At 74.8% G+C, this 19,865-nt stretch carries 17 protein-coding genes; 11 read left to right on the top strand and 6 right to left on the bottom strand.

Annotation, left to right across the window (positions count from 1 at the left end; translation table 11 throughout):
- Positions 1-2: 2 nt before the first annotated feature.
- The 3 genes from AB0O40_RS29985 to AB0O40_RS29975 all read right to left on the bottom strand — a co-directional run bounded on the left by AB0O40_RS29985 (position 3) and on the right by AB0O40_RS29975 (position 3,061).
- On the bottom strand, positions 3-950 hold the full coding sequence (locus AB0O40_RS29985; RefSeq protein WP_365048228.1) for a TIGR03619 family F420-dependent LLM class oxidoreductase: 948 nt from the start codon (positions 948-950) through the stop codon (positions 3-5).
- A gap of 144 nt (positions 951-1,094) precedes the next feature.
- The gene (locus tag AB0O40_RS29980; RefSeq protein ID WP_365048227.1) at positions 1,095-2,324 is read right to left on the bottom strand and encodes an ATP-binding protein; all 1,230 of its coding nucleotides are present in this window, start codon (positions 2,322-2,324) and stop codon (positions 1,095-1,097) included.
- A 62-nt stretch (positions 2,325-2,386) separates the two neighbouring features.
- On the bottom strand, positions 2,387-3,061 hold the full coding sequence (locus tag AB0O40_RS29975) for a response regulator transcription factor (protein ID WP_365048225.1): 675 nt from the start codon (positions 3,059-3,061) through the stop codon (positions 2,387-2,389).
- A 100-nt stretch (positions 3,062-3,161) separates the two neighbouring features.
- On the opposite strand from AB0O40_RS29975, the gene AB0O40_RS29970 reads away from it, so the two are divergent.
- The 4 genes from AB0O40_RS29970 to AB0O40_RS29955 are packed head-to-tail and all read left to right on the top strand — an operon-like array spanning position 3,162 to position 6,716.
- Complete coding sequence (locus AB0O40_RS29970; RefSeq protein WP_365048223.1) at positions 3,162-3,656, top strand: hypothetical protein; 495 nt, start codon at positions 3,162-3,164, stop codon at positions 3,654-3,656.
- Positions 3,653-4,744, top strand: a complete 1,092-nt coding sequence (locus tag AB0O40_RS29965) for a peptidoglycan-binding domain-containing protein (RefSeq protein ID WP_365048221.1) — start codon at positions 3,653-3,655, stop codon at positions 4,742-4,744. Before AB0O40_RS29970 ends, AB0O40_RS29965 begins: the two co-directional genes overlap by 4 nt.
- Positions 4,741-5,499 carry an ABC transporter ATP-binding protein gene (locus AB0O40_RS29960; protein WP_365048219.1) on the top strand — a complete coding sequence of 253 codons (759 nt, stop codon included), beginning with the start codon at positions 4,741-4,743 and terminating at the stop codon, positions 5,497-5,499. The genes AB0O40_RS29965 and AB0O40_RS29960 overlap by 4 nt, the downstream gene beginning before the upstream one ends.
- Positions 5,496-6,716: an ABC transporter permease gene (locus tag AB0O40_RS29955; RefSeq protein WP_365048217.1), complete on the top strand. Its 1,221-nt coding sequence runs from the start codon at positions 5,496-5,498 to the stop codon at positions 6,714-6,716. Before AB0O40_RS29960 ends, AB0O40_RS29955 begins: the two co-directional genes overlap by 4 nt.
- 101 nt (positions 6,717-6,817) lie before the next feature.
- Here AB0O40_RS29955 and AB0O40_RS29950 read toward each other — a convergent pair whose 3' ends face one another.
- Positions 6,818-8,035, bottom strand: coding sequence for an amidohydrolase family protein (locus AB0O40_RS29950; protein ID WP_365048215.1), 1,218 nt, complete (start codon positions 8,033-8,035; stop codon positions 6,818-6,820).
- A gap of 207 nt (positions 8,036-8,242) precedes the next feature.
- Here AB0O40_RS29950 and AB0O40_RS29945 point away from each other — a divergent pair, with 207 nt between their 5' ends.
- From AB0O40_RS29945 to AB0O40_RS29935, 3 genes are all read left to right on the top strand, one after another.
- Positions 8,243-11,407 carry a BTAD domain-containing putative transcriptional regulator gene (locus tag AB0O40_RS29945; protein ID WP_365048213.1) on the top strand — a complete coding sequence of 1,055 codons (3,165 nt, stop codon included), beginning with the start codon at positions 8,243-8,245 and terminating at the stop codon, positions 11,405-11,407.
- A gap of 226 nt (positions 11,408-11,633) precedes the next feature.
- Complete coding sequence (locus tag AB0O40_RS29940; protein ID WP_365048211.1) at positions 11,634-11,843, top strand: hypothetical protein; 210 nt, start codon at positions 11,634-11,636, stop codon at positions 11,841-11,843.
- A gap of 334 nt (positions 11,844-12,177) precedes the next feature.
- Complete coding sequence (locus tag AB0O40_RS29935) at positions 12,178-12,927, top strand: class I SAM-dependent methyltransferase (protein ID WP_365048209.1); 750 nt, start codon at positions 12,178-12,180, stop codon at positions 12,925-12,927.
- 9 nt (positions 12,928-12,936) lie between these two features.
- Here AB0O40_RS29935 and AB0O40_RS29930 read toward each other — a convergent pair whose 3' ends face one another.
- Both AB0O40_RS29930 and AB0O40_RS29925 read right to left on the bottom strand, forming a co-directional pair.
- Positions 12,937-14,496, bottom strand: a complete 1,560-nt coding sequence (locus tag AB0O40_RS29930) for a trypsin-like serine protease (protein WP_365048207.1) — start codon at positions 14,494-14,496, stop codon at positions 12,937-12,939.
- Positions 14,497-14,679: 183 nt separating this feature from the next.
- Positions 14,680-16,305 carry a FadD3 family acyl-CoA ligase gene (locus AB0O40_RS29925; RefSeq protein WP_365048206.1) on the bottom strand — a complete coding sequence of 542 codons (1,626 nt, stop codon included), beginning with the start codon at positions 16,303-16,305 and terminating at the stop codon, positions 14,680-14,682.
- Positions 16,306-16,407: 102 nt separating this feature from the next.
- On the opposite strand from AB0O40_RS29925, the gene AB0O40_RS29920 reads away from it, so the two are divergent.
- From AB0O40_RS29920 to AB0O40_RS29905, 4 genes are read left to right on the top strand one after another with little or no spacing between them, the layout of a single operon-like run.
- Entirely contained in the window at positions 16,408-17,559 is a 1,152-nt protein-coding gene (locus AB0O40_RS29920; RefSeq protein ID WP_365048204.1) for a lipid-transfer protein, read from the top strand.
- Position 17,560: 1 nt separating this feature from the next.
- A complete protein-coding gene (locus AB0O40_RS29915; RefSeq protein WP_365048202.1) occupies positions 17,561-18,010 on the top strand; it encodes an OB-fold domain-containing protein in 450 nt (149 codons plus the stop codon).
- The gene (locus AB0O40_RS29910) at positions 18,007-18,783 is read left to right on the top strand and encodes an enoyl-CoA hydratase/isomerase family protein (RefSeq protein WP_365048201.1); all 777 of its coding nucleotides are present in this window, start codon (positions 18,007-18,009) and stop codon (positions 18,781-18,783) included. The genes AB0O40_RS29915 and AB0O40_RS29910 overlap by 4 nt, the downstream gene beginning before the upstream one ends.
- A gap of 51 nt (positions 18,784-18,834) precedes the next feature.
- A complete protein-coding gene (locus tag AB0O40_RS29905) occupies positions 18,835-19,596 on the top strand; it encodes a hypothetical protein (protein WP_365048199.1) in 762 nt (253 codons plus the stop codon).
- The last annotated feature ends 269 nt before the right edge of the window (positions 19,597-19,865 follow it).

The following is a 19,865-nucleotide window of genomic DNA, read 5'->3' as shown; positions in this document are numbered from 1 at the left end:
CCTCAGGGGTTGAGGTGCGGGGCGACCTCCGTGCCGAACGCGGTGATCTGGTCGACGAGTTCGGCGCGGTCGCGACTGCGGAAGCGGACCTGGATCTGGTCCACGCCCAGCTCCCGGTACTCGCGCAGGGACTCGGCCAGCGCCTCCGGCTTGCCGGTCAGGGTGCGGCGGCCGGTGGCCCAGCCGGGCTCGCCGACGTACAGGGGCTCGGTGATGGCGCCGATCTCGATCGGGTCCGCGTTGCCGGCCGCCTCGCGCAGCCGGCGGATCTTGGCGATCTGGGCCGGGAGTTCACCGCGCGGGTCGCCCTGCGGCAGCCAGCCGTCGCCGCGGACGGCGGCCCGCCGGACCGCGGCCGGCGAGGAGCCGCCGACCCAGACCGGGATCCGCTCCTGGGCCGGCCTCGGCAGCTGCCCGAGGTCCTTGAAGGCGAAGGAGGGGCCCTCGTGCTCGGGGTACTCCTCGGGGCCGAGGGCCGCCCTGAGGGCGTCCACGGTCTCGTCCAGCAGCGGGCCGCGGCGGGCGAAGTCCACGCCCAGCGCCTCGAACTCCTCCTGGACGTGCCCGGCCCCGACGCCGAGGATCAGCCGGCCGCCGGAGAGGTGGTCGAGGGTGGCGTACTGCTTGGCGCCGAGGAGCGGGTGGCGCAGCGCGACGATCGCGACGTGGCTGAGCAGCCGGACCCGCTCGGTGACGGCGGCCAGGAAGGCCAGGGTGGCGACCGGGTCGTACCAGACGGTGCTCATGCCGTCGGCGAGGCGGCGCGGGATGGCGACGTGGTCGCAGGAGGCGAGGTACCCGAAGCCGGCCCGCTCGGCGGCGCGGGCGATCTCGGCCAGGTCGTGGGGGGTGGCGGTGGCCTCCCAGGGCTCGGCGTAGATGGCGCTCTGCGACTGGATCGGGAGCTGCATCCCGTACACCAGCCGGCCTTGCGGAAACACGCGTGCCATGTCCGGCCCCCTGCCTTCTGACGTCCCGTCACCTCTGCGCGCCCCATGCTCATACCTGACGGTCCGTCAGGCAAGGGGCGGGGCGCAGCTTTCAGGGGCGGATACGGGTGGCACCGGGGTCCGCGGCGCGGGCCGCCCCGGCTCTCAGGCGGCGCCGCCGTCCGGCGGGAAGGACAGGTGGACGGTCAGGCCGCCGCCCGGGGCCGGGTTGGCCTCGGCCGTGAGGGTGGCGCCGTGCGCGCGGGCGATGGCCGCGACGATGGACAGGCCCAGGCCGACGCCCTCCGCCGGCGAGCCCTGACGGGGGGCCCGGCGGCGGAAGGGCTCCAGCAGGCGGGGGACGTCCTCCGGGGCGATCACCGGCCCGGTGTTCGTCACCGTCAGCCCCGACGGCCCCGTGGTCACCACCAGGCTCCCGCCGTCCCGGTTGTGCCGTACCGCGTTCCCGACCAGGTTCCCGACCAGGTGCTCCAGCAGCACCGGATCCCCCGCCACGGTCAGCGGCCCCAGCGCCGCCGTCACCGTGACGCCCCGCGCCCCGGCCGCCTCCGCCGCATCGGCCAGCCCGGCCGCGGCCGTGCGGTCCAGCCGGACCGGTTCGGTGGCCTCCAGCCCCTCCTCGGACGCGGCGAGCAGCAGCAGGCCCTCGATCATCCGCTCGCTCTCCTCGGCCAGCCCGATCAGCCGCTCCCGGATCCGCGCCACCTTCGCCGGGTCCGGGTCGCCGGCCAGCCCGATCTCGGCCGCCGCCCGCTGCACCGCCAGCGGCGTCCGCAGCTCGTGCGCGGCGTTGGCGGCGAACCGGCGCTGGGCCGAGACCAGTTGCTCCATCCGCCCCAGCATCCCGTCGAAGGTGTCGGCCAGCCGCTTCAGCTCGCCCGGCGGCCCCGGCAGGTCGATCCGCTCGTGCAGGTTGGCGCCCGACAGCCGCCGGGCCGTCTCGGTGATCACCGCCACCGGCCGCAGCACCCGCCCCGCCATCCACCAGGCCAGCGCGATCGACAGCACCGCGAAGACGGCCAGCGCGATCAGCGAGTAGACCAGCAGCCGGTGCAGCGCGGTGTCGGTGACCACCTGGGAGAGGTTCTGCGTGTACCGGTAGGTGTTCAGCTCCTCGGCGGTCAGGGCCCCCGGCGGGAGCTTCTGCGCCGGCTGGAACTCGGGCAGGGCGACCACCGGCCCCTGGCTCGGGCGGGCCGGGCCGGCGGTCCGCACGGCCGTGATCACGCTGCCCAGCAGGCCCTGCTGCACCAGGACGTACACCAGGGCCACCAGCCCGCCGCCGGCCAGCAGGAGCAGCAGCCCGTACAGCGCGGTCAGCCGCACCCGCTCGGAGGCGGGCAGCAGCCGTGCGGGCACCAGCCGCCGAAGCACCGGCCACCTGGACCCCGGCCGCCCGGGCACCCCGGGCCGGGAGCCGCCGCCCGGCCCCGCCGTCACGCCCCGGCCCCCGGCGTCGCGATCCGGTAGCCGGCCCCCGGCACCGTCTCGACCACCGGCGGCTCGCCCAGCTTGGCGCGGAGCTTGCTGAGGGTGACCCGGACGGCGTTGGTCGAGTAGCTGGTGTCCTGCTCCCAGACCTGCTCGATCAGGTCGTCGTGGCCCACCACCGCGCCCTCCGCCCGCAGCAGCGCCTCCAGCACGGCGAACTCCTTGCGGGAGAGCGCCAGCCGGCGGCCGTCGCGGGTGGCGCTGCGCCGCGCGGTGTCCAGCGCGATACCGGCCCGCTCCAGCACCGGCGGCAGGGCCGGCCGGGCCCGCCGCCCCAGCGCCAGGACCCGGGCCAGCAGCTCGTCGTATGCGAAGGGCTTGGTGAGGTAGTCGTCGGCGCCCAGGCCCAGCCCCTCGACGCGGTCGCGGACGGTGCCGGCGGCGGTGAGCATCAGGACGCGGGTGAGCAGCCCCTCGCGGACCACCTGGCGGCAGACCTCGTCGCCGTGCAGCCCGGGCAGGTCCCGGTCCAGCACCAGGACGTCGTACTCGCCCAGCCGCAGCCGCTCCAGGGCCGCCGGGCCGTCGGCCGCCTCGTCGACGGCGAGGGCGTCCCGGCGCAGCCCCTCGGCGATCATCTCCCGGAGGAACGGCTCGTCCTCCACCACCAGCACTCGCATCCCCCCTCTCTATCCGAGGCGGGGGTTTCGCCGTTGTAAAGGCGGGCCGTTAGAGCGCCGAAACCCCGCTTTCGCGCAGGGTCGGCGCATGAAGCCATCCATGACGATGACCACGGCCGCCCTGCTGACCGGGCTGGCGCTCCTCACCGCCGCCTGCGGGCCCGGCTCGGACGGCGGCGACGACAAGAAGGACGACTCCGGCTCGAACTCCGCGAGCAGCGGCACCTCCGGCGGGAAGGGCACCACCGGCGTGGACGCGGACGCGGCCCTCAAGATGCGGCAGTGCCTGCGCAAGCAGGGCATCGACGTGCCGGACCCGAAGCCCGGTCAGGACCCGCGGGGCATGACCCTGGGCGGGAACGCCGACCCGCAGAAGTTCCAGAAGGCCCTGGAGGCCTGTGGCAGCGGTCCCAAGGGCGGCGGCTCCGGCCCCACCCAGCAGGAGAAGGACCAGCAGCTCAAGTGGGTCCAGTGCATGCGCAAGAACGGCGTGAACCTCCCGGACCCCAAGTTCGAGGGCGGCGCGATGCGCGCCACCGAGATACCCAAGGGCCAGGAAGAGGCCTTCAAGAAGGCCAGCGAGAAGTGCGCATGAAGAAGTGGCTCCTGGGGAGCCTGGTGGCGCTGGTCGCCCTCGGCGGCGGCGGGTACGTGGTGTCCGCGCAGCCGCACCGCGAGGACCCGGACGGCGCCGGGGACCGCCGGAGCGACGGGCTGCCGCCGGACACCGCGCCGGTGGCCCGCGGCGACCTCAGCAACGGCGTGCAGGTCGACGGCGTGCTCGGCTACGCGAAGGAGCGGGCGCTCAACGCCGCCGCGGCCGGGACCCTGACCTGGCTCGCGGGCGGCGGCTCGGTCGTCTCCCGCGACCAGCCGCTGTACGAGGTCGACGGCCGGCCGGTGCGCCTGATGTACGGCGCCCGGCCCATGTACCGGAGCCTGAAGGCCGGCGACAAGGGCGAGGACGTCAAGCAGCTCAAGGCGAACCTGGTCGCGCTGGGCTACGGCACCGGCCTGGACCCGGAGGACGGCACGTACACCGAGGGCACGGTCCGGGCGGTCGAGCGCTGGCAGAAGGCCCACAAGATGAAGCGCACCGGGCAGGTCGCCGTGGGCGACGTGGCCTTCGCGGCCGGCCCGCAGCGGGTGCGCTCGGCGGAGGCGGCGGTCGGCGACCAGGCGGCGCCGGGCAAGCCGGTGCTCTCGCTGACCGGCACCGAGCGGGTGGTGCGGCTGGAGCTGGACGTGACCGCGGCCGGCGCGGTCACGGTCGGCGACAAGGTGAGCGTCGGCCTGCCGGGCGGCGGCTCGGCCACCGGGCGGGTCTCCTCCGTCGGCGCCTCCGCGAAGGGGCCCGACGACAAGGGCGGCGGGGGCGGCGGGGGCGGTGACCAGAAGCCGAAGGTGGAGGTCCTGGTCTCCTTCGACCGCGCCGGGGACGTCAAGGGCCCCGACGGGGCCTCGGTCTCCGTCGGGCTGACCGGCGAGACCGCCCGCGACGTGCTGTCCGTACCGGTGAACGCCCTGCTGGCGCTCGCCGGCGGCGGCTTCGGCGTGCAGGTGGTCGCGGACGGCACGGTCCGCGAGGTCCGGGTCGAGCTGGGCATGTTCGGACAGGGCCGCGTCGAGGTGAAGGGCGGCGCCCTGAAGGAGGGCATGCGGGTGGGGGTGCCGAAGACATGACCGCGCACCTGGAGAAGGGCCGGGCCGCGGGCCCGGCCGACCCCGTGGCCCCCGCCGGCGTACGCCCGGTCGTGGAGCTGCGGGGCGTCACCAAGGAGTACCCGGGCGGGGTCACGGCGCTGTCCGGGGTGGACCTGACCGTGCCGGCCGGGGAGCTGCTGGGCATCGTCGGCCCCTCGGGGTCGGGGAAGTCCACCCTCCTGCACATCGTCGGCACGCTGGACCGGCCCTCGGCCGGGACGGTCGCGATCGCCGGGCACGACGTGGCGGCGCTCTCCGACCGGGCGCTGTCGGCGCTGCGGGCCCGGCACGTCGGCTTCGTCTTCCAGTCCTTCCACCTGGTACCCGGGGTCAGCGCGCGGGACAACGTCGCGGAGGGCCTGCTCTACTCGGGCCTGCCCCGGTCCGAGCGGCGCCGCCGGGCGGCCGAGGCGCTGGACCGGGTCGGGCTGGGCGACCGTCTCGAACACCGGCCGCACCAGCTGTCCGGCGGCCAGAAGCAGCGGGTGGCGATCGCCCGGGCGGTGGTCGGCGAGCCCGACCTGCTGCTGGCCGACGAACCGACCGGGGCGCTGGACACGGCCTCCGGCGCGGCGGTGATGGACCTGCTGCGGGACCTGAACCGGGAGGGCGCGACCATCGCGGTCATCACCCACGACCAGGAGATCGCGGCGAGCCTGCCGCGGCAGGTACGGATCCGGGACGGGCTGATCGTGTCGGACGTCCGCGCGGCCGGGGCGGGGGCGGCGGCATGAGGCGCGGGACGGGGCGCGGCGCCCGGCGCGGGCTGCGGCCGGCCCGGCTGGGACCGGGGGACGTACTGCACGTCGGCTCGGCGGGGCTGCGGTCCCGTCCGGTACGGGTGGTGCTCTCGGCCCTCGGGATCGCGATCGGCATCGCCACGATGATCGCGGTGGTGGGGATCTCCTCCTCCAGCCAGGCGAAGCTGCTGCGCGAGCTGGACCGGCTGGGCACCAACCTCATGGTGATCACCCCCGGCGAGTCGATGTGGTCGGGCCAGGACACCAAGCTGCCGAAGGAGTCGCCGGGGATGGTGGGCCGGATCGCCGGGGTGGAGCAGGTCGGCACCACCGGCCTGGTCCCGCAGTCGGTGCGGCGCAGCGAGAACATCTCCCCGGACGAGACCGGCGGCATCGCGGTGCTGGCGGCCCGGGACCAACTCCTGGAGACCCTGCGGGCGAAGGTCCGCAGCGGCGCCTGGCTCAACGGCGCGACCGCCCGGTACCCCTCGGTGGTGCTCGGGGACGTCGCGGCCCGGCGGCTCGGCATCACCGCGCCGGGGCAGCAGGTCTTCATCGGCGGCCGGTACTTCACGGTCACCGGGATCCTGGACCCGGTGCCGCTGGCGCCGGAGATCGAACGGGCCGCGCTGGTCGGCTGGGACGCGGCCGAACGCCTGCTGGGCTTCGACGGGCACCCGACGGCGGTGTACGAGCGCTCGGCGGACGGGGCGGTCGGGTCGGTGCGGGAGCTGATCCCGCCGACGGTCAACCCGCAGTCGCCGACCTCGGTCTCGGTGACCGACCCGTCGGCGGCGCTCCAGGCGAAGGCGGCCACCGAGGGCGCCTTCAGCACGCTACTGCTGGGGCTGGGCGGGATCGCGCTGCTGGTCGGCGGGGTGGGCGTGGCCAACACCATGATCATCTCGGTGTTGGAACGGCGGCACGAGATCGGGCTGCGGCGGTCCCTGGGGGCGACGAAGGGGCAGGTCCGGATCCAGTTCGTCACCGAGTCGCTGCTGCTGTCCGGGCTGGGCGGGGTGGCGGGGATCGCGCTGGGGGCGGGGGCGGTGGCCGCCTATGCGGCGGCGGCCGGCCTCCCCTGGGTCGTCCCCTTGTGGGCCGTCTCCGGCGGCTTCGCCGCCACCCTGGCCATCGGCACGGTCGCGGGCCTCTACCCCGCCGTCCGCGCCGCCCGCCTCTCCCCCACCCTGGCCCTCCACGCGGCCTGAGCCCCGGCCCCCGCCCTTCGGCACCCCGGCGGGGCAATCCAGCCCCGCCGGGGATTGAGGCGCGGGGTCCGGGCCCGGGCCCGGCCGCTGCGCGGGGCGGGCTACGGGTGCCAGAGGCCGGCTTCGGTCAGGCCCAGGAGGGAGATGGCGTTGCGGCGGACGATGCGGTCGACCACGTCCGGGGCCAGGTGGGACATCTGGGACTCGCCGACCTCCCGGGACTTCGGCCAGGTCGAGTCCGAGTGCGGGTAGTCCGTCTCGTAGAGGACGTTCCCGACCCCGATCGCGTCCAGGTTCCGCAAGCCGAAGGCGTCGTCGAAGAAGCACCCGTACACGTGCTCCGCGAAGAGCTCCGACGGCGGCCGGGTGACCTTGTCCGCCACCCCGCCCCAGCCCCGGTTCTCCTGCCAGACCACGTCGGCCCGTTCCAGGATGTAGGGGATCCAGCCGATCTGCCCCTCCGCGTACATGATCCGCAGGTTCGGGAAGCGTTCGAACTTGCCGCTCATCAGCCAGTCGACCATCGAGAAGCAGCAGTTGGCGAAGGTGATCGTGGAGCCGACCGCCGGCGGCGCGTCCGCCGAGGTGGAGGGCATCTTCGAGGAGGAGCCGATGTGCATGGCGATGACCGTGCCGGTCTCGTCGCAGGCCTGCAGGAAGGGGTCCCACTCGTCGGTGTGGATCGACGGCAGCCCCAGGTGCGGCGGGATCTCCGAGAAGGCCACCGCCCGCACCCCCCGCGCCGCGTTCCGCCGCACCTCCTCCGCGGCCAGCCGCGCGTCCCACAGCGGGATCAGCGTGAGCGGGATCAGCCGGCCCTGCGCCAGCGGCCCGCACCACTCCTCCACCATCCAGTCGTTGTACGCGCGCACCCCGAGCAGGCCCAGCTCCCGGTCCTTGGCCTCGGTGAAGGTCTGGCCGCAGAAGCGCGGGAAGGTCGGGAAGCACAGCGCGGACTGGACGTGGTTGACGTCCATGTCGGCCAGCCGCTCGGGCACCGAGAAGGAGCCCGGCCGCATCTGCTCGTAGGTGATGACCTCGAGCCGGATCTCCTCGCGCGGATAGCCGACCGCGGTGTCCAGCCGGGTCAGCGGCCGGTGCAGGTCCTCGTAGACCCACCAGTCGCCGATCGGGCCGTCGTCGCCCCTGGCACCCATGACCGGGGCGAACTTGCCCCCCATGAAGGTCATTTCCTTCAGGGGCGCGCGCACCACCCGCGGGGCGACGTCGGCGTACTTGGACGGGAGCCGGTCCCGCCAGACGTGGGGAGGCTCAACCGTGTGGTCGTCCACCGAGATTATCTTCGGGAAGGTCTCCATGCCCCCACCGTAGCGCCCATCTGACGAACCGTCAGCTACTAGCGCAGCACCGTCCCGCCGCGCCCACCCCCCGCCGTGAGCGGAACGCACGCCCCCGCGAGCGGCCGGGCGGCACCCCGGGCACCGCTCCCGGGCTGACGCACCCGCCCGACACAAGGCAGACTGACCAGGACGCACCAGCCCGATCCGGTAGGCAAGGGGGAACAAATGGACGGCATACCGCCCATTCCGCAGCAGCGGATCCACCCCGAGGCGGCAGCACCCAGGAAGTCGGGAACCCCCGCGTCCGCCCGCCGTCGGGCCGCCGCGGGAAGGAACCCCTCCGCCGCGCCCCAACCCGCCGCCACCGCACCGCAATCCACCACCCCCGCACCGGAACCCACCGGTACCGGCGGTGCGTCCGTGAAGACCGTGACCGTGAACACCGCGACCGAGGCCCCCGACGCCGCCCGCTTCGCCGTGCTCGGCCCGGTACGGGCCTGGCGCGGCGGACAGCCGCTCGCCTCCGGCTCCCCCCAGCAACGCGCCCTGCTGGCCGCCCTGCTGCTGCGCGACGGCCGCACCGCCACCGCGCCCGAGCTGATCGACGCCATCTGGGGCGAGGACCCGCCCTCCCAGGCGCTCGCCACCATCCGCACCTACGCCTCCCGGCTGCGCAAGATCCTCGCCCCCGGCGTCCTGGTCAGCGAGTCCGGCGGGTACGCCATCCGCACCCCGGCCGCCGCCCTCGACGTGAGCCGCGCCAAGGGCCTGGCCGCCGACGCCGACCGGGCCCGCTCCACCGGCGACCGCGGCGGCGCGCGGACCCTGCTGAACGACGCCCTGGCCCTGTGGGCCGGCGAGCCGCTGGCCGGCGTACCCGGGCCGTACGCCGAGACCGAGCGCACCCGGCTCGCCGAGTGGCGGCTCGGGCTGCTGGAGACCCGGCTCGACCTCGACCTCGAGGTCGGCAGCCACGCCGACGCGGTCTCCGAACTGACCGCCCTGACCGCCGCACACCCGCTCCGCGAGCGGCTGCGCGAGCTCCTGATGCTCGCGCTCTACCGCAGCGGCCGGCAGGCCGAGGCGCTTGCCGTGTACGCGGACACCCGGCGGCTGCTCCAGGAGGAACTGGGCGTCGAACCGCGGGCCGAGCTCGCCGAGCTCCAGCAGCGCATCCTGCGCGCCGACGCCGAGCTGGCCCGGGCCGCCGAACCGGCCCCGACGGCCGCGCCCGCCCGGGTCCTGCCCGCCCAACTCCCGGCCACCGTGCCAGACTTCACCGGCCGGGCGGCCTTCGTCGGCGAACTGTCCGAGATCCTGGCCTCGGCCGGTACCGACGGCCAGGTGATGGCGGTCTCCGCCCTCGCCGGCATCGGCGGGGTCGGCAAGACCACCCTCGCCGTGCACGTCGCGCACGCCGCCCGCCCGCACTTCCCCGACGGCCAGCTCTACGTCGACCTCCAGGGCACCGAGGCCCGGGCCGCCGAGCCGGAGGCCGTGCTCGGCGCGTTCCTGCGGGCCCTGGGCACCCCCGACACCGCGATCCCCGACACCGCGCACGAACGCGCCGCGCTCTACCGGTCCACCCTCGACGGTCGCCGCATCCTGGTCCTGCTGGACAACGCCAAGGACGCCGCCCAGGTCCGCCCGCTGCTGCCCGGCACGGCCGGCTGCGCGGCCCTGGTCACCAGCCGGGTCCGGATGGCCGGGCTGGCCGGGGCGCACCTGGTCGACCTGGACGTGATGAGCCCCGAGGAAGCCCTCCAGCTCTTCACCCGCATCGTGGGCGCCGAACGGGTCGCCGCCGAGCGGCAGGCCGCCCTCGACGTCGTCGGGGCCTGCGGCTTCCTGCCGCTGGCGATCCGGATCGCGGCCTCCCGGCTCGCCGCCCGGCGCACCTGGACGGTGTCCGTGCTGGCCGCGAAGCTGGCCGACGAGCGGCGCCGGCTGGACGAGCTGCAGACCGGCGACCTGGCCGTGAAGGCCACCTTCGAACTCGGCTACGGCCAGCTGGAGCCCGCCCAGGCCCGCGCCTTCCGGCTGCTCGGCCTGGCCGACGGCCCCGACATCTCGCTGGCCGCCGCGGCCGCCGTGCTGGACCTCCCGGAGCACGACGCCGAGGACCTGCTGGAGGCGCTGGTCGACTCCTCCCTGCTGGAATCGGCCGCCCCCGGCCGCTACCGCTTCCACGACCTGGTCCGGCTCTACGCGCGTGCCTGCGCCGAGCGGGACGAGCAGCCGCCCAGCGAGCGCACCGCAGCCACCTCCCGGCTGCTGGACTTCTACCTGGCCACGGCCGCCGCGGTGTACGCCCTGGAGCGGCCCGGCGACCGCCTGGTGGCCCACTTGGAGCCCACCAGCCACCCCGGGCTGACCTTCGCGGACCGCAGCACCGCCCTGGACTGGCTCTACTCCGAGGCCAACGCCCTGCTGGCGTGCGTCCAGCAGGCCGCGGCCCGCTGCCAGGCCGCCGACCCCGACCAGGACCCCACCGGCAGCCGGCTGCGCCGGGGCGTGGACCTGCTGTGGGCCGCCAAGGACCTGGCCGAGTCCGGCGCCAACTCCAAGCAGTACGAGTCCGCCGCCCGCGCCCTGTGCGAGGCCGCCCGGGCCGCCGGCGACCCCCGCGCCGAGGGCCGGGCCCGCACCACCCTCACCAACGTCCACCTGGTCGCCGGCCGCTTCGACGAGGCCGACGCCGAGGCCCGCCGGGCCACCGCCCTGGCCGAACGCGCCGGCGACCCGCTGCCGAGCTGCTGGGCCCCCAACGACCGCGGCATCATCGCCATCTACCAGAACCGCCACCAGGAGGGCGAACGCCACCTCCTGAAGGCCATCGAGAACTTCCGCGCCGACGGCAACGAGGTCGGCGAGGCCAGCGCCCTGTGCAACCTCTCCCGCATCCACGTCTCCCTGGGCCGGATGACCAGCGCCATCGAACTGGCCGAGGGCGGCATCGCCATCTACGACCGGATGGGCCTCACCCTGCGCCTGGCCAACGGCCGCTACGCGCTGGGCATCGCCCTCACCCAGGCCGGCCGGCTCGGCGACGCCCTCGACCAGCTCACCGAGGCGATGGCGCTCTTCCGGGAGAACCGGCAGCCGCTGTGGGAGGGCGTCACGCACTTCCGCCTGGCGGAGGTGCACCTGGCGGCCCGCCGGCCCTCGCTGGCCGCCGCCCACGCCGAACAGGCCATCGCCCTGCGGGGCATCGGCGGCGAATGGCGCCGGGCGACCGTCCTCACCGTCCTCGGCCAGGCCCTCCAGGGCCTCGGCCAGACCGACCGCGCCCGGGCCTGCTGGCGCGAGGCCTACGCCATCTTCGAACAGCTGGGCTCCCCCGAACTGGCCGCCGTACGCGCCCTCCTGACCCGCGACCTGGCGGCCTGACCGGAGGCTCGACCCCCGCCGGAGAACCCACTGAGCGGACGTTCATCGTTCGTTTATCGCCCCCCGACATGATGGATCCATCGACCCGTTGCGCGGGGGGCGGACGGGTTGCGAACCGGCCACACCGTTAAGGTGTTCGGCCCCGGAGTGCCCGTTCGGCAGTCCGCGGGGGAATTGCCGAACGGGCACTCACGCAACACGTGCAGCGACGATCACGGGAGTGACGATGAGCGACAACACCACCAACGAGAGCGGCATCGAGACCCTCGACAACCACGCGTCGGGCATCGAGATCAAGCCGCTCGACAACCACGCCTCGGGCGGCACGCCGAACACCACCACCGCAGCCGCCCCGGCCGACGCCACCGCCACCCCGGTCGCGGCCGAGGAGATCCGCACGCTCGACAACCACGCGTCCAGCCCGCTGCCGAAGTAACCGGCGGGCCGGATCGGGGCCCGGGGGGACGGGGGAACGGGCCCCAGGGGGGAGAAGGACCGGGCTCACGGGGGAAACGGAGCCCGGAGCGGTACGGGGGACCGGGCCCACGGGGGATACGGGGGCCCGGGAGAACACGGGGGAAGTACGGGGGAAGCACGGGGGCGGCGAGGGGGATCGGGGGACCCCCCTCCCATCACAGCCCACGGGGGAGCACGACGGGGAGACGATCACGGTGGCCCGGAGGGGGAGCCACCGTGATCGTCTTTTCCGCGTCCGGGCCGCGCCGGCCCGGCCACCCGCGCCGTCCGCGGCACCGGCATAGGCTGGCCGCGTGTTCACCGCCGAGGGACCCAGTCTGCGCGAGCTCACCGCCCAAGCGCTCTCCTCCGTGGAGCGCGGCTACGACCTGCTCGCCCCGAAGTTCGACCACACGCCCTTCCGCACCCCCGCCCCCTTCCTCGACGCGGTCGCCGGGGCGCTGGCCCCGCTCGGCCCCTTCGAGGCCGGGCTGGACGTGTGCTGCGGTACCGGCGCCGGCATCGGCGTACTGCGCGGGCTGTGCCGGGAGCGGGTGACCGGTACCGACTTCAGCCCCGGGATGCTGGAGCGGGCCCGCCGGGCCCACCCCGCGGCCGGCTCCCCCGCCGTGGACTTCGTCCGGGCCGACGCGCGGGCGCTGCCCTTCGACGGCGGGTACGACCTGGCCGTTTCCTTCGGCGCCTTCGGGCACTTCCTGCCCGCCGAGCGGCCGGCGCTCTTCGCCGGGGTGCGGCGGGCGCTGGTGCCCGGCGGGCTCTTCGCGGTCCCGATCGGCGCGCCGCCCCCGCCCCGCTCCGGCCTGTACTGGGCCACCCTCGGCTTCGACGCGGCGATGCGGGTGCGCAACGCCCTGTGGCGGCCGCCGTTCGTGATGTACTACCGGACCTTCCCACTGGGCGGCGTGCGCGAGGACCTGCGGCGGGCCGGCTTCACGGTGCAGCTGCTGCCGCTGGAGCGGTTCGGCCGCCGCCCGGACGGCAGCCCGAACTGGCGCCTCCTGCTGGCCCGCGCCACCGAGCCGCCCGCCCAGGGCCTCCGCTAGGGACGGTCCCTAGCGGCGTCCTGCCGCGGCACCGGTCAGCTCGCAGCCCGGGCGGGAGAGCTTCAACCGCGAGCCCGGGGTGAGGCAGCCGGCGATCTGGTGGACCTGCTGGCCGTAGCTGCGGCCCTGCACCGCGGTCACCGATCCGTCCCGGCCGACCTCGCAGGGGTTGTTGTCGGTGCACTGCTCGCCGTCGTTGTTGTGGGTGTTGTTGATGCCCACGACGGTGTTCCCGTCCGGCGCCAGCAGTGCGCTGCCGGAGTGGCCGGCCCGGCTGAAGCAGGTGTCGCTGGTGGCGTAGCGCACCGAGCGGTCCTGCTGGTAGCCGCCCTCCCGCAGGTGCGGCACCACGGCCTCCACCGTGCACGCCGGGCGGCTGGAGGTGTAGGCCATGGACAGCCGGTCACCCCTGCGCATCGGGGTGGTGGACAGCCGGAAGACCTTCGCGCCCTCCTTGGCCAGCTGCGCGTAGGTCTTGTCCAGCCGGTACAGCGCGACGTCGGTGCCCGTCATCGTGGCGTACACCAGCCGGGTCGCGCGGGCAGTGGTCTGCGTGTAGCCGGCGGAGTCCCTGATGGCGACCGGGTTCTTCAGGTCGGCGGGCCGGTCCACCAGCGCCTTCCCCGGTGCGGGCCGGCCGCTCGGCACGCAGTGGCCGTTGGTCATCACCAACGCCGGGTCCTGGGGGCGCGCGGTGGGCGGGCGCACCACAGACCCCAGGCAGTTGCCCACCGTGGCCGAGCCCTCCACGTTCGGGATCGGGTCGAAGGGCGGCACGTCGGTCCCGTTCACGATGCCGTTGATCCAGGCGGAGTTCTTCGCGACGTCGGTGTACAGGCCGGGGTAGAGGTCGCCCCTGCTGCCGGCCCCGATGACCGTGCCCGCCAGCACCCATTCGCCGCCCTCGCGGACCAGGGCGGGTCCTCCGGAGTCCGTCACCCCCGGCCCGACGGGGGGACTGAGGCGACCGATGCACAGGGGCGGGAGGGCGTCGCCCTCGTCCCAGCACACGTCGAGCGGCACGACCTCGGTGTCGGCCTCGCGCAGTCTGCTGGGGAAGCAGGCGCGGTCCTCGTAGTCGTCACCGCAGTCGTCCGAGGACTGGCCCCAGCCGAGGATGCGGGTGGGCGTCCCGACGGCGGGCGTGGTCCCGGCCATCCGCACCGGCTCGGCCTTCACCGGGTTGCGCAGGTGCAGCAGCGCGATGTCCTCGCCCGGGGGGTCGGCCTTGACGGTCCGCCGGTAGAACCTGTCGACTTCGGCGACCTCGCCGCCGGCGGTGACGTCCAGCGACCCGACGCGCACCTTCCAGCCGCGGGGGACGCCCGCCTTGGAGCCGGTCGGGGTGTTGGTGCAGTGCCCTGCGGTGAGCGCCCACTGCGGGTCGATGAGCACCGCCCCGCACCGGTGTCCGTCCGAGCGGGGAGCGTCGTACTGGAGCGAGACCATGAACGAGTACGGCTCGGTGGACTCGGTACCGCCGGTGATGGCCTGCGCCGGCAGGGCGGTGACCAGGGAGGCGATCGCCGCCGCCCCCGCCGTCAGGACGGCGGCCGTCCTTCTGCTCATCCACGTGCGCATGTGTGACTCCCGTTCGTCCGCCGCCGGACGGGAGCCCGGGCGGCCATGTACGGAGGAACGGCGCCGGGCCGTTCCGCATGGCCACGATCTTGGACTCGGGAAGCCTCCGCTTGATCTCGCCCGTGCTTCGGGCGCACCGCGGCAACCACTCAGGTGTGTTTCAGCCCCTGCCTATGCGCTGTGCGGACCCCGGCCCCGCAGTTCGGTCTTGAGGACCTTTCCGCTGGCGTTGCGCGGGAGTTCGGTGACGAACTCGACGGCCCGGGGGACCTTGTAGTTGGCCATCTCGCGCCGGGACCAGGCGATCAGGTCGTCGGCGGTGAGGGTGGTGCCGGGGCGGCGCACGGCGTAGGCCTTGCCGACCTCGCCGAGCCGCGGGTCGGGTACGCCGATCACCGCCACGTCCGCGATGTCCGGGTGCAGGCCCAGCAGTTGCTCGATCTCCGCCGGGTAGGCGTTGAAGCCGCCGACGATGAACATGTCCTTGATCCGGTCGGTGATGCGGAGGTTGCCGGCCTCGTCGAGCACGCCCACGTCCCCGGTGCACAGCCAGCCGTCCGGGGTGATGGCCGCGGCGGTCCCCTCCGGGTCCTGGTAGTACCCGGACATGACGTTGTGCCCGCGGACCCGGACCTCGCCGGGCTCGCCGGCCGGCAGCTCCTCCCCCGCGGCCGAGACGATCCGCAGCTCGGTGCCGGGGATGGCCCGGCCGGAGGTGGCGGCCACGGTCTCGGCCGGGTCCCCGCGCCGGCACATGGTGACGATGCCGCTGGCCTCGGAGAGCCCGTACGCGGTGAGGACGGTGGCGATGCGCAGTTCGCCGCGCAGCCGCTCCACCAGGCGCAACGGCACCACGGCCGCGCCGGTGACCACCAGCCGCAGCGCGGAGAGGTCGTGGTGGTCCCGGGCCGGGTGGTCGAGCAGGGACTGGTGGAGGGTGGGCGGGCCGGGCAGCACGGAGATGCGCTCGGCGGCGATGTTGGCGAGGACCGTGTCGACGTTGAAGACCGGCTGGGGGACCATCGTGGCCCCGCGCATCAGGCAGGCGATGATGCCGGCCTTGTAGCCGAAGGTGTGGAAGAAGGGGTTCACGATCAGGTACCGGTCGCCCTCGCGCAGCCCGGCCAGCTCGCTCCAGACCTGGTAGCAGCGCAGGGTCTGGGCGTGGGTGATCACCGCGCCCTTGGGGCTGCCGGTGGTGCCGGAGGTGAAGACGATGTCGGAGGGGGCCTCGGGGCGGATCGCGGCGGCCCGGGCCCGGACCTCCTCGGCGCCGACGCCGTCCCCGCCGGCCAGGAACTCCTTCCAGGTGCGGAAGCCCTGGGGGGCGTCCTCGGCCAGCACCACCGCCTCCTGGAGCTCCGGCAGACCGGGCAGCGGGCCGGTGCCGGAGCCCTCGGCGGCGGCCCGGCGCAGCGAGGCGACGTACGAGGTGCCGAGGAAGGTGCCGGTGACGAAGAGCAGCCGGGCCCCGCTGCGGCGCAGCACGTAGGCGGCCTCGGCGCCCTTGAAGCGGGTGTTGAGCGGGACCAGGACGGCCCCGGCGGTGACGGCGCCCAGGGCGGAGACGATCCACTCCAGGGTGTTGGGCGCCCAGACGGCGACCCGGTCGCCGGCCCGGACCCCGGCCGCGATGCAGGCCGCCGCGGCCCGCTCGACCCGCTCGCCCAGCTCGGCGTAGCTGATCCGGCTGCGGCCGTCCACCACCGCCTCGAGGCCGGCGTACCGCTCGGCCGCCGCCCGCACCAGGCCCGGAATGCTGCCCCAGCGCAGGTCCCCGCGCGCGTCCTCGCTCATCGAAAGGCCCTCTCCGCCGACCGCTCGCACAGTAGCTGACTATCCGTCAGATTAGCTGTAGCCTTCCCCGCTGTCAGCAGTGATGCACCCCCGGAGGTGGCGATGGCGGCAACCCTGAAGGACGCTACGGCGATAGTCGGGATCGGGCAGACCGCCTTTGCGAAACAACTCCCGCAGTCGGAGAAGGAATTGGCCTGCCGGGCGATCCTGGCCGCGCTCGAGGACGCCGGCATCGCGCCCTCCGAGGTCGACGCCTTCGCCTCCTACACGATGGAGGAGACCGACGAGGTCGAGGTGGCCAAGGCCATCGGCGCCGGTGACGTCACCTTCTTCTCCAAGGTCGGCTACGGCGGCGGCGGTTCCTGCGCCACCGTCGGCCACCTGGCCGCCGCGGTCGCCACCGGGCAGGCCACCGTCGGCGTCGCCTGGCGCTCGCGCAAACGCGGCTCCGGGCCCCGCCCCTGGAAGAACACCGCGGTCCAGCTCCCCACCCCCGGGCAGTGGACCCGGCCCTTCGGGCTGCTGCGCCCGGCGGACGAGATCGGGATGCTGGCCCGGCGCTACATGCACGAGTACGGCGCCACCCGCGACCACCTCTTCAACGTCGCCCTGGCCTGCCGCAACCGGGCCAACCAGAACCCGGCCGCGATGATGTACGAACGCCCGCTGACCCGCGAGATGTACATGACCGCCCGCTGGATCAGCGAACCGCTCTGCCTCTTCGACAACTGCCTGGAGACCGACGGCGCGCTCGCCTGCGTGATCGTCTCCGCCGAACGCGCCCGGGACTGCCGGCAGAAGCCGGTGTACGTGCACTCCGTCGCCCAGGGCCTGCCCGCCCAGCACCACGGCATGGTCAATTACTGGAACGACGACCCGCTCTCCGGACCCGCCTGGACCGCCGCCCGACACCTGTGGAAACAGGCCGACTTCGGGCCGCAGGACGTGGACGTGGCCCAGATCTACGACGCCTTCACCCCGCTGATCCCGCTCTCCCTCGAGGGGTACGGCTTCTGCGGCCGCGGCGAGGGCGCCGCCTTCACCGAGGGCGGCGCGCTGGAGATCGGCGGCCGGCTGCCGATGAACACCGGCGGCGGCGGGCTCTCCGAGGCGTACGTGCACGGCTTCAACCTGATCAACGAGGGCGTCAAGCAGCTGCGCGGGATCTCCACCGCCCAGGTGCCGGACGCCGCCACCTGCCTGGTGACGGCGGGCGAGGGCGTCCCGACGTCCGCGATCCTGCTGAGGAGCTGACATGACCTTCGTGACGGAGGAAGGCCTCCTGCTGCCCGTCCCCGACGGGGACGGCGCGCCCTTCTGGGAGTACGCGGCCCGCGGCGAGCTGCGGGTCCAGGCCTGCACCGGCTGCGGCCGGCTGCGCTTCCCGCCCCGCCCCTGCTGCCCGCACTGCCAGTCCTTCGACAGCGAGTGGCGGCTGATGTCCGGCCGCGGCCGGATCTGGTCGTACGTCTTCCCGCACCCGCCGCTGCTGCCCGCCTACGCGGCCCGGGCCCCGTACAACGTCGTCCTCGTCGAACTGGCCGACGCCCCGGAGATCCGGCTGGCCGGGAACCTGGTCGCCGCCCCGGACGCGCCGCTGGACTCGGTGGACCCGGCGCGGCTGCGGATCGGGGCCAAGGTGCAGGTGGCCTTCGCCGAGCTGGGCGGCATCCACCTGCCGCGCTGGCTGCTGGAGCGCACGTGAGCCTGCGCGTGGAGCGGGACCGGGCAGCCGGGGTCGCGGTGCTGACCCTGGACCGGCCGGACCGGCACAATGCCGTCGACCTGGCCACCGCCGCCGAACTGAGCGCGGCCTGGCAGGAGTTCCGGTACGACGACGGGGTCCGGGCCGTGGTGGTCACCGGCGCCGGCCCGGCCGCCTTCTGCACCGGCATCGACCGCTCGGCGAACGTGCCCCAGCCGGCCTCCCCGTACGACGTCGAGGACCCGCTGGTGGCGATCGGGCCCAAGGCCAACGGGCTCTGGACGCCGGTGATCGCCGCGGTCAACGGCATGGCCTGCGGCGGGGCCTTCTACCTGCTGGGCGAGGCGGAGTTCGTGATCGCCGGGGAGCACGCCACCTTCTTCGACCCGCACACCACCTACGGCATGGTCAGCGCCTACGAGAGCGTGTACATGGCCCAGCGGATGCCCTTCGGGGAAGTGGCCCGGATGGCGCTGATGGGCACCGCGGAACGGGTCTCGGCCCGGCGGGCGTACGAGATCGGGCTGGTCTCCGAACTGACCGCACCGGGCGGTGAGCTGGACGCGGCGGTGCGGTGCGCGGAAACCTTGGCGGGGTACCCGGCGGCGGCCGTCCAGGGCACCGTACGGGCCCTCTGGTCGGCCAAGGAGGCGGCCAGGGCGGCGGCCCTGGCGCAGGCGCCGCAGCTGATCGCGCTGGGGAACCTGCCGGCCGGGGCGCAGGCCGAGCTCTTCGCCGGGCGGAAATCGGAGAAGGGGTTCCGGTTGCGCTGAGGGCGGGCGGGCGTAGCGTCGGGAGCGAGAGCCCGACTCAGGAGGCCGAGCATGGTCCGCAACGCCCTCGGATCGCTGATGGGGCTCGTGGGAGCGACGGCCGCCGTCTGGAGCCCCTTCCGTGCCTGGTACGACGGCCGTCACGGGCGCGACTACCGGCTCGCCGACCTCCTCTCCGGGACCGGCGTCTCCACGGACAAGGCCGCGCTGCTCGCCTCGCTCTTCCTGCCCTTCGCCGTGGCCGGCCTGCTGACGCTGGTCGCGGTCGTGCTGCGGTCGCGGCTGGTGATGGCGGTGGCCGGGGTGCTGGTGCTGGGCTTCACGATCCTGTGGATGGTGCGGCAGGGGCAGGCGGCGGACGGCCTCACGGTCGGCGGCTCCGGCCGCCCCGCCCTAGGCGAAGGCGTGGCCAACGCCTTCGCCGGCGGCGTCTTCCTCCTCCTGGCCGCCGTGGTCATGCGCGGCCGCCGCCCCGCGCACCGCCGCGTCGAGGCCGCCTACCGCCCCCCGGGCGAGGACCCGTCCGGCCACGTCTACGACTCGGCGCCCCAGCCGCCCACCGACCCGGCGAAGCCCCCGCCCACGCCCGATCCGGCGACCACCCCGCCCGCCGCCGGTCCGGCGGACGCCCCGCCTACGTCCGGTCCGGCGGACACCCCGCCCCGTGGCGACCGGCCCACCCGGCCGTACGACACCCCGCCGCCGGACCACGGCCCGGCCTTGGGCGCGCCCACCCACGAGCACGGCCCCTCCCCGGACGACTCCCCCCACGGCCCGCCCCTGGGCCCACCCCTGAACAAGAACACCCCCTGACGGGCCGGCCGCCCGACGGAGTGCCATTCCAGCCCCGCCGGGCACATCCAGCCTCGCCGGCGTTTGAGGCGCGGGGTCCGGGGCAGCGCCCCGACACCTGGGCCCCGCCCACCATCTGCATCCGCCCGGGCGGAGACCCGCCAATCCAGCCCCGCCGGCGATTGAGGCGCGGCTTCCGGGCCCGCGCCTGGCCGCTGCGCGGAGCCGGCCCCACCCCGCCCCTTCCCGAAACCAGATCGGGAGAGCGGGGGGTTGGGTAAGAGTGTTGG

This window comes from Streptomyces sp. NPDC089919 (genome assembly GCF_040684615.1).
Taxonomy (GTDB): Bacteria; Actinomycetota; Actinomycetes; order Streptomycetales; family Streptomycetaceae; genus Streptomyces.
The sequence above is the reverse complement of the archived record's forward strand: the minus strand, read 5'-3'. Positions and strand labels throughout refer to the sequence as shown.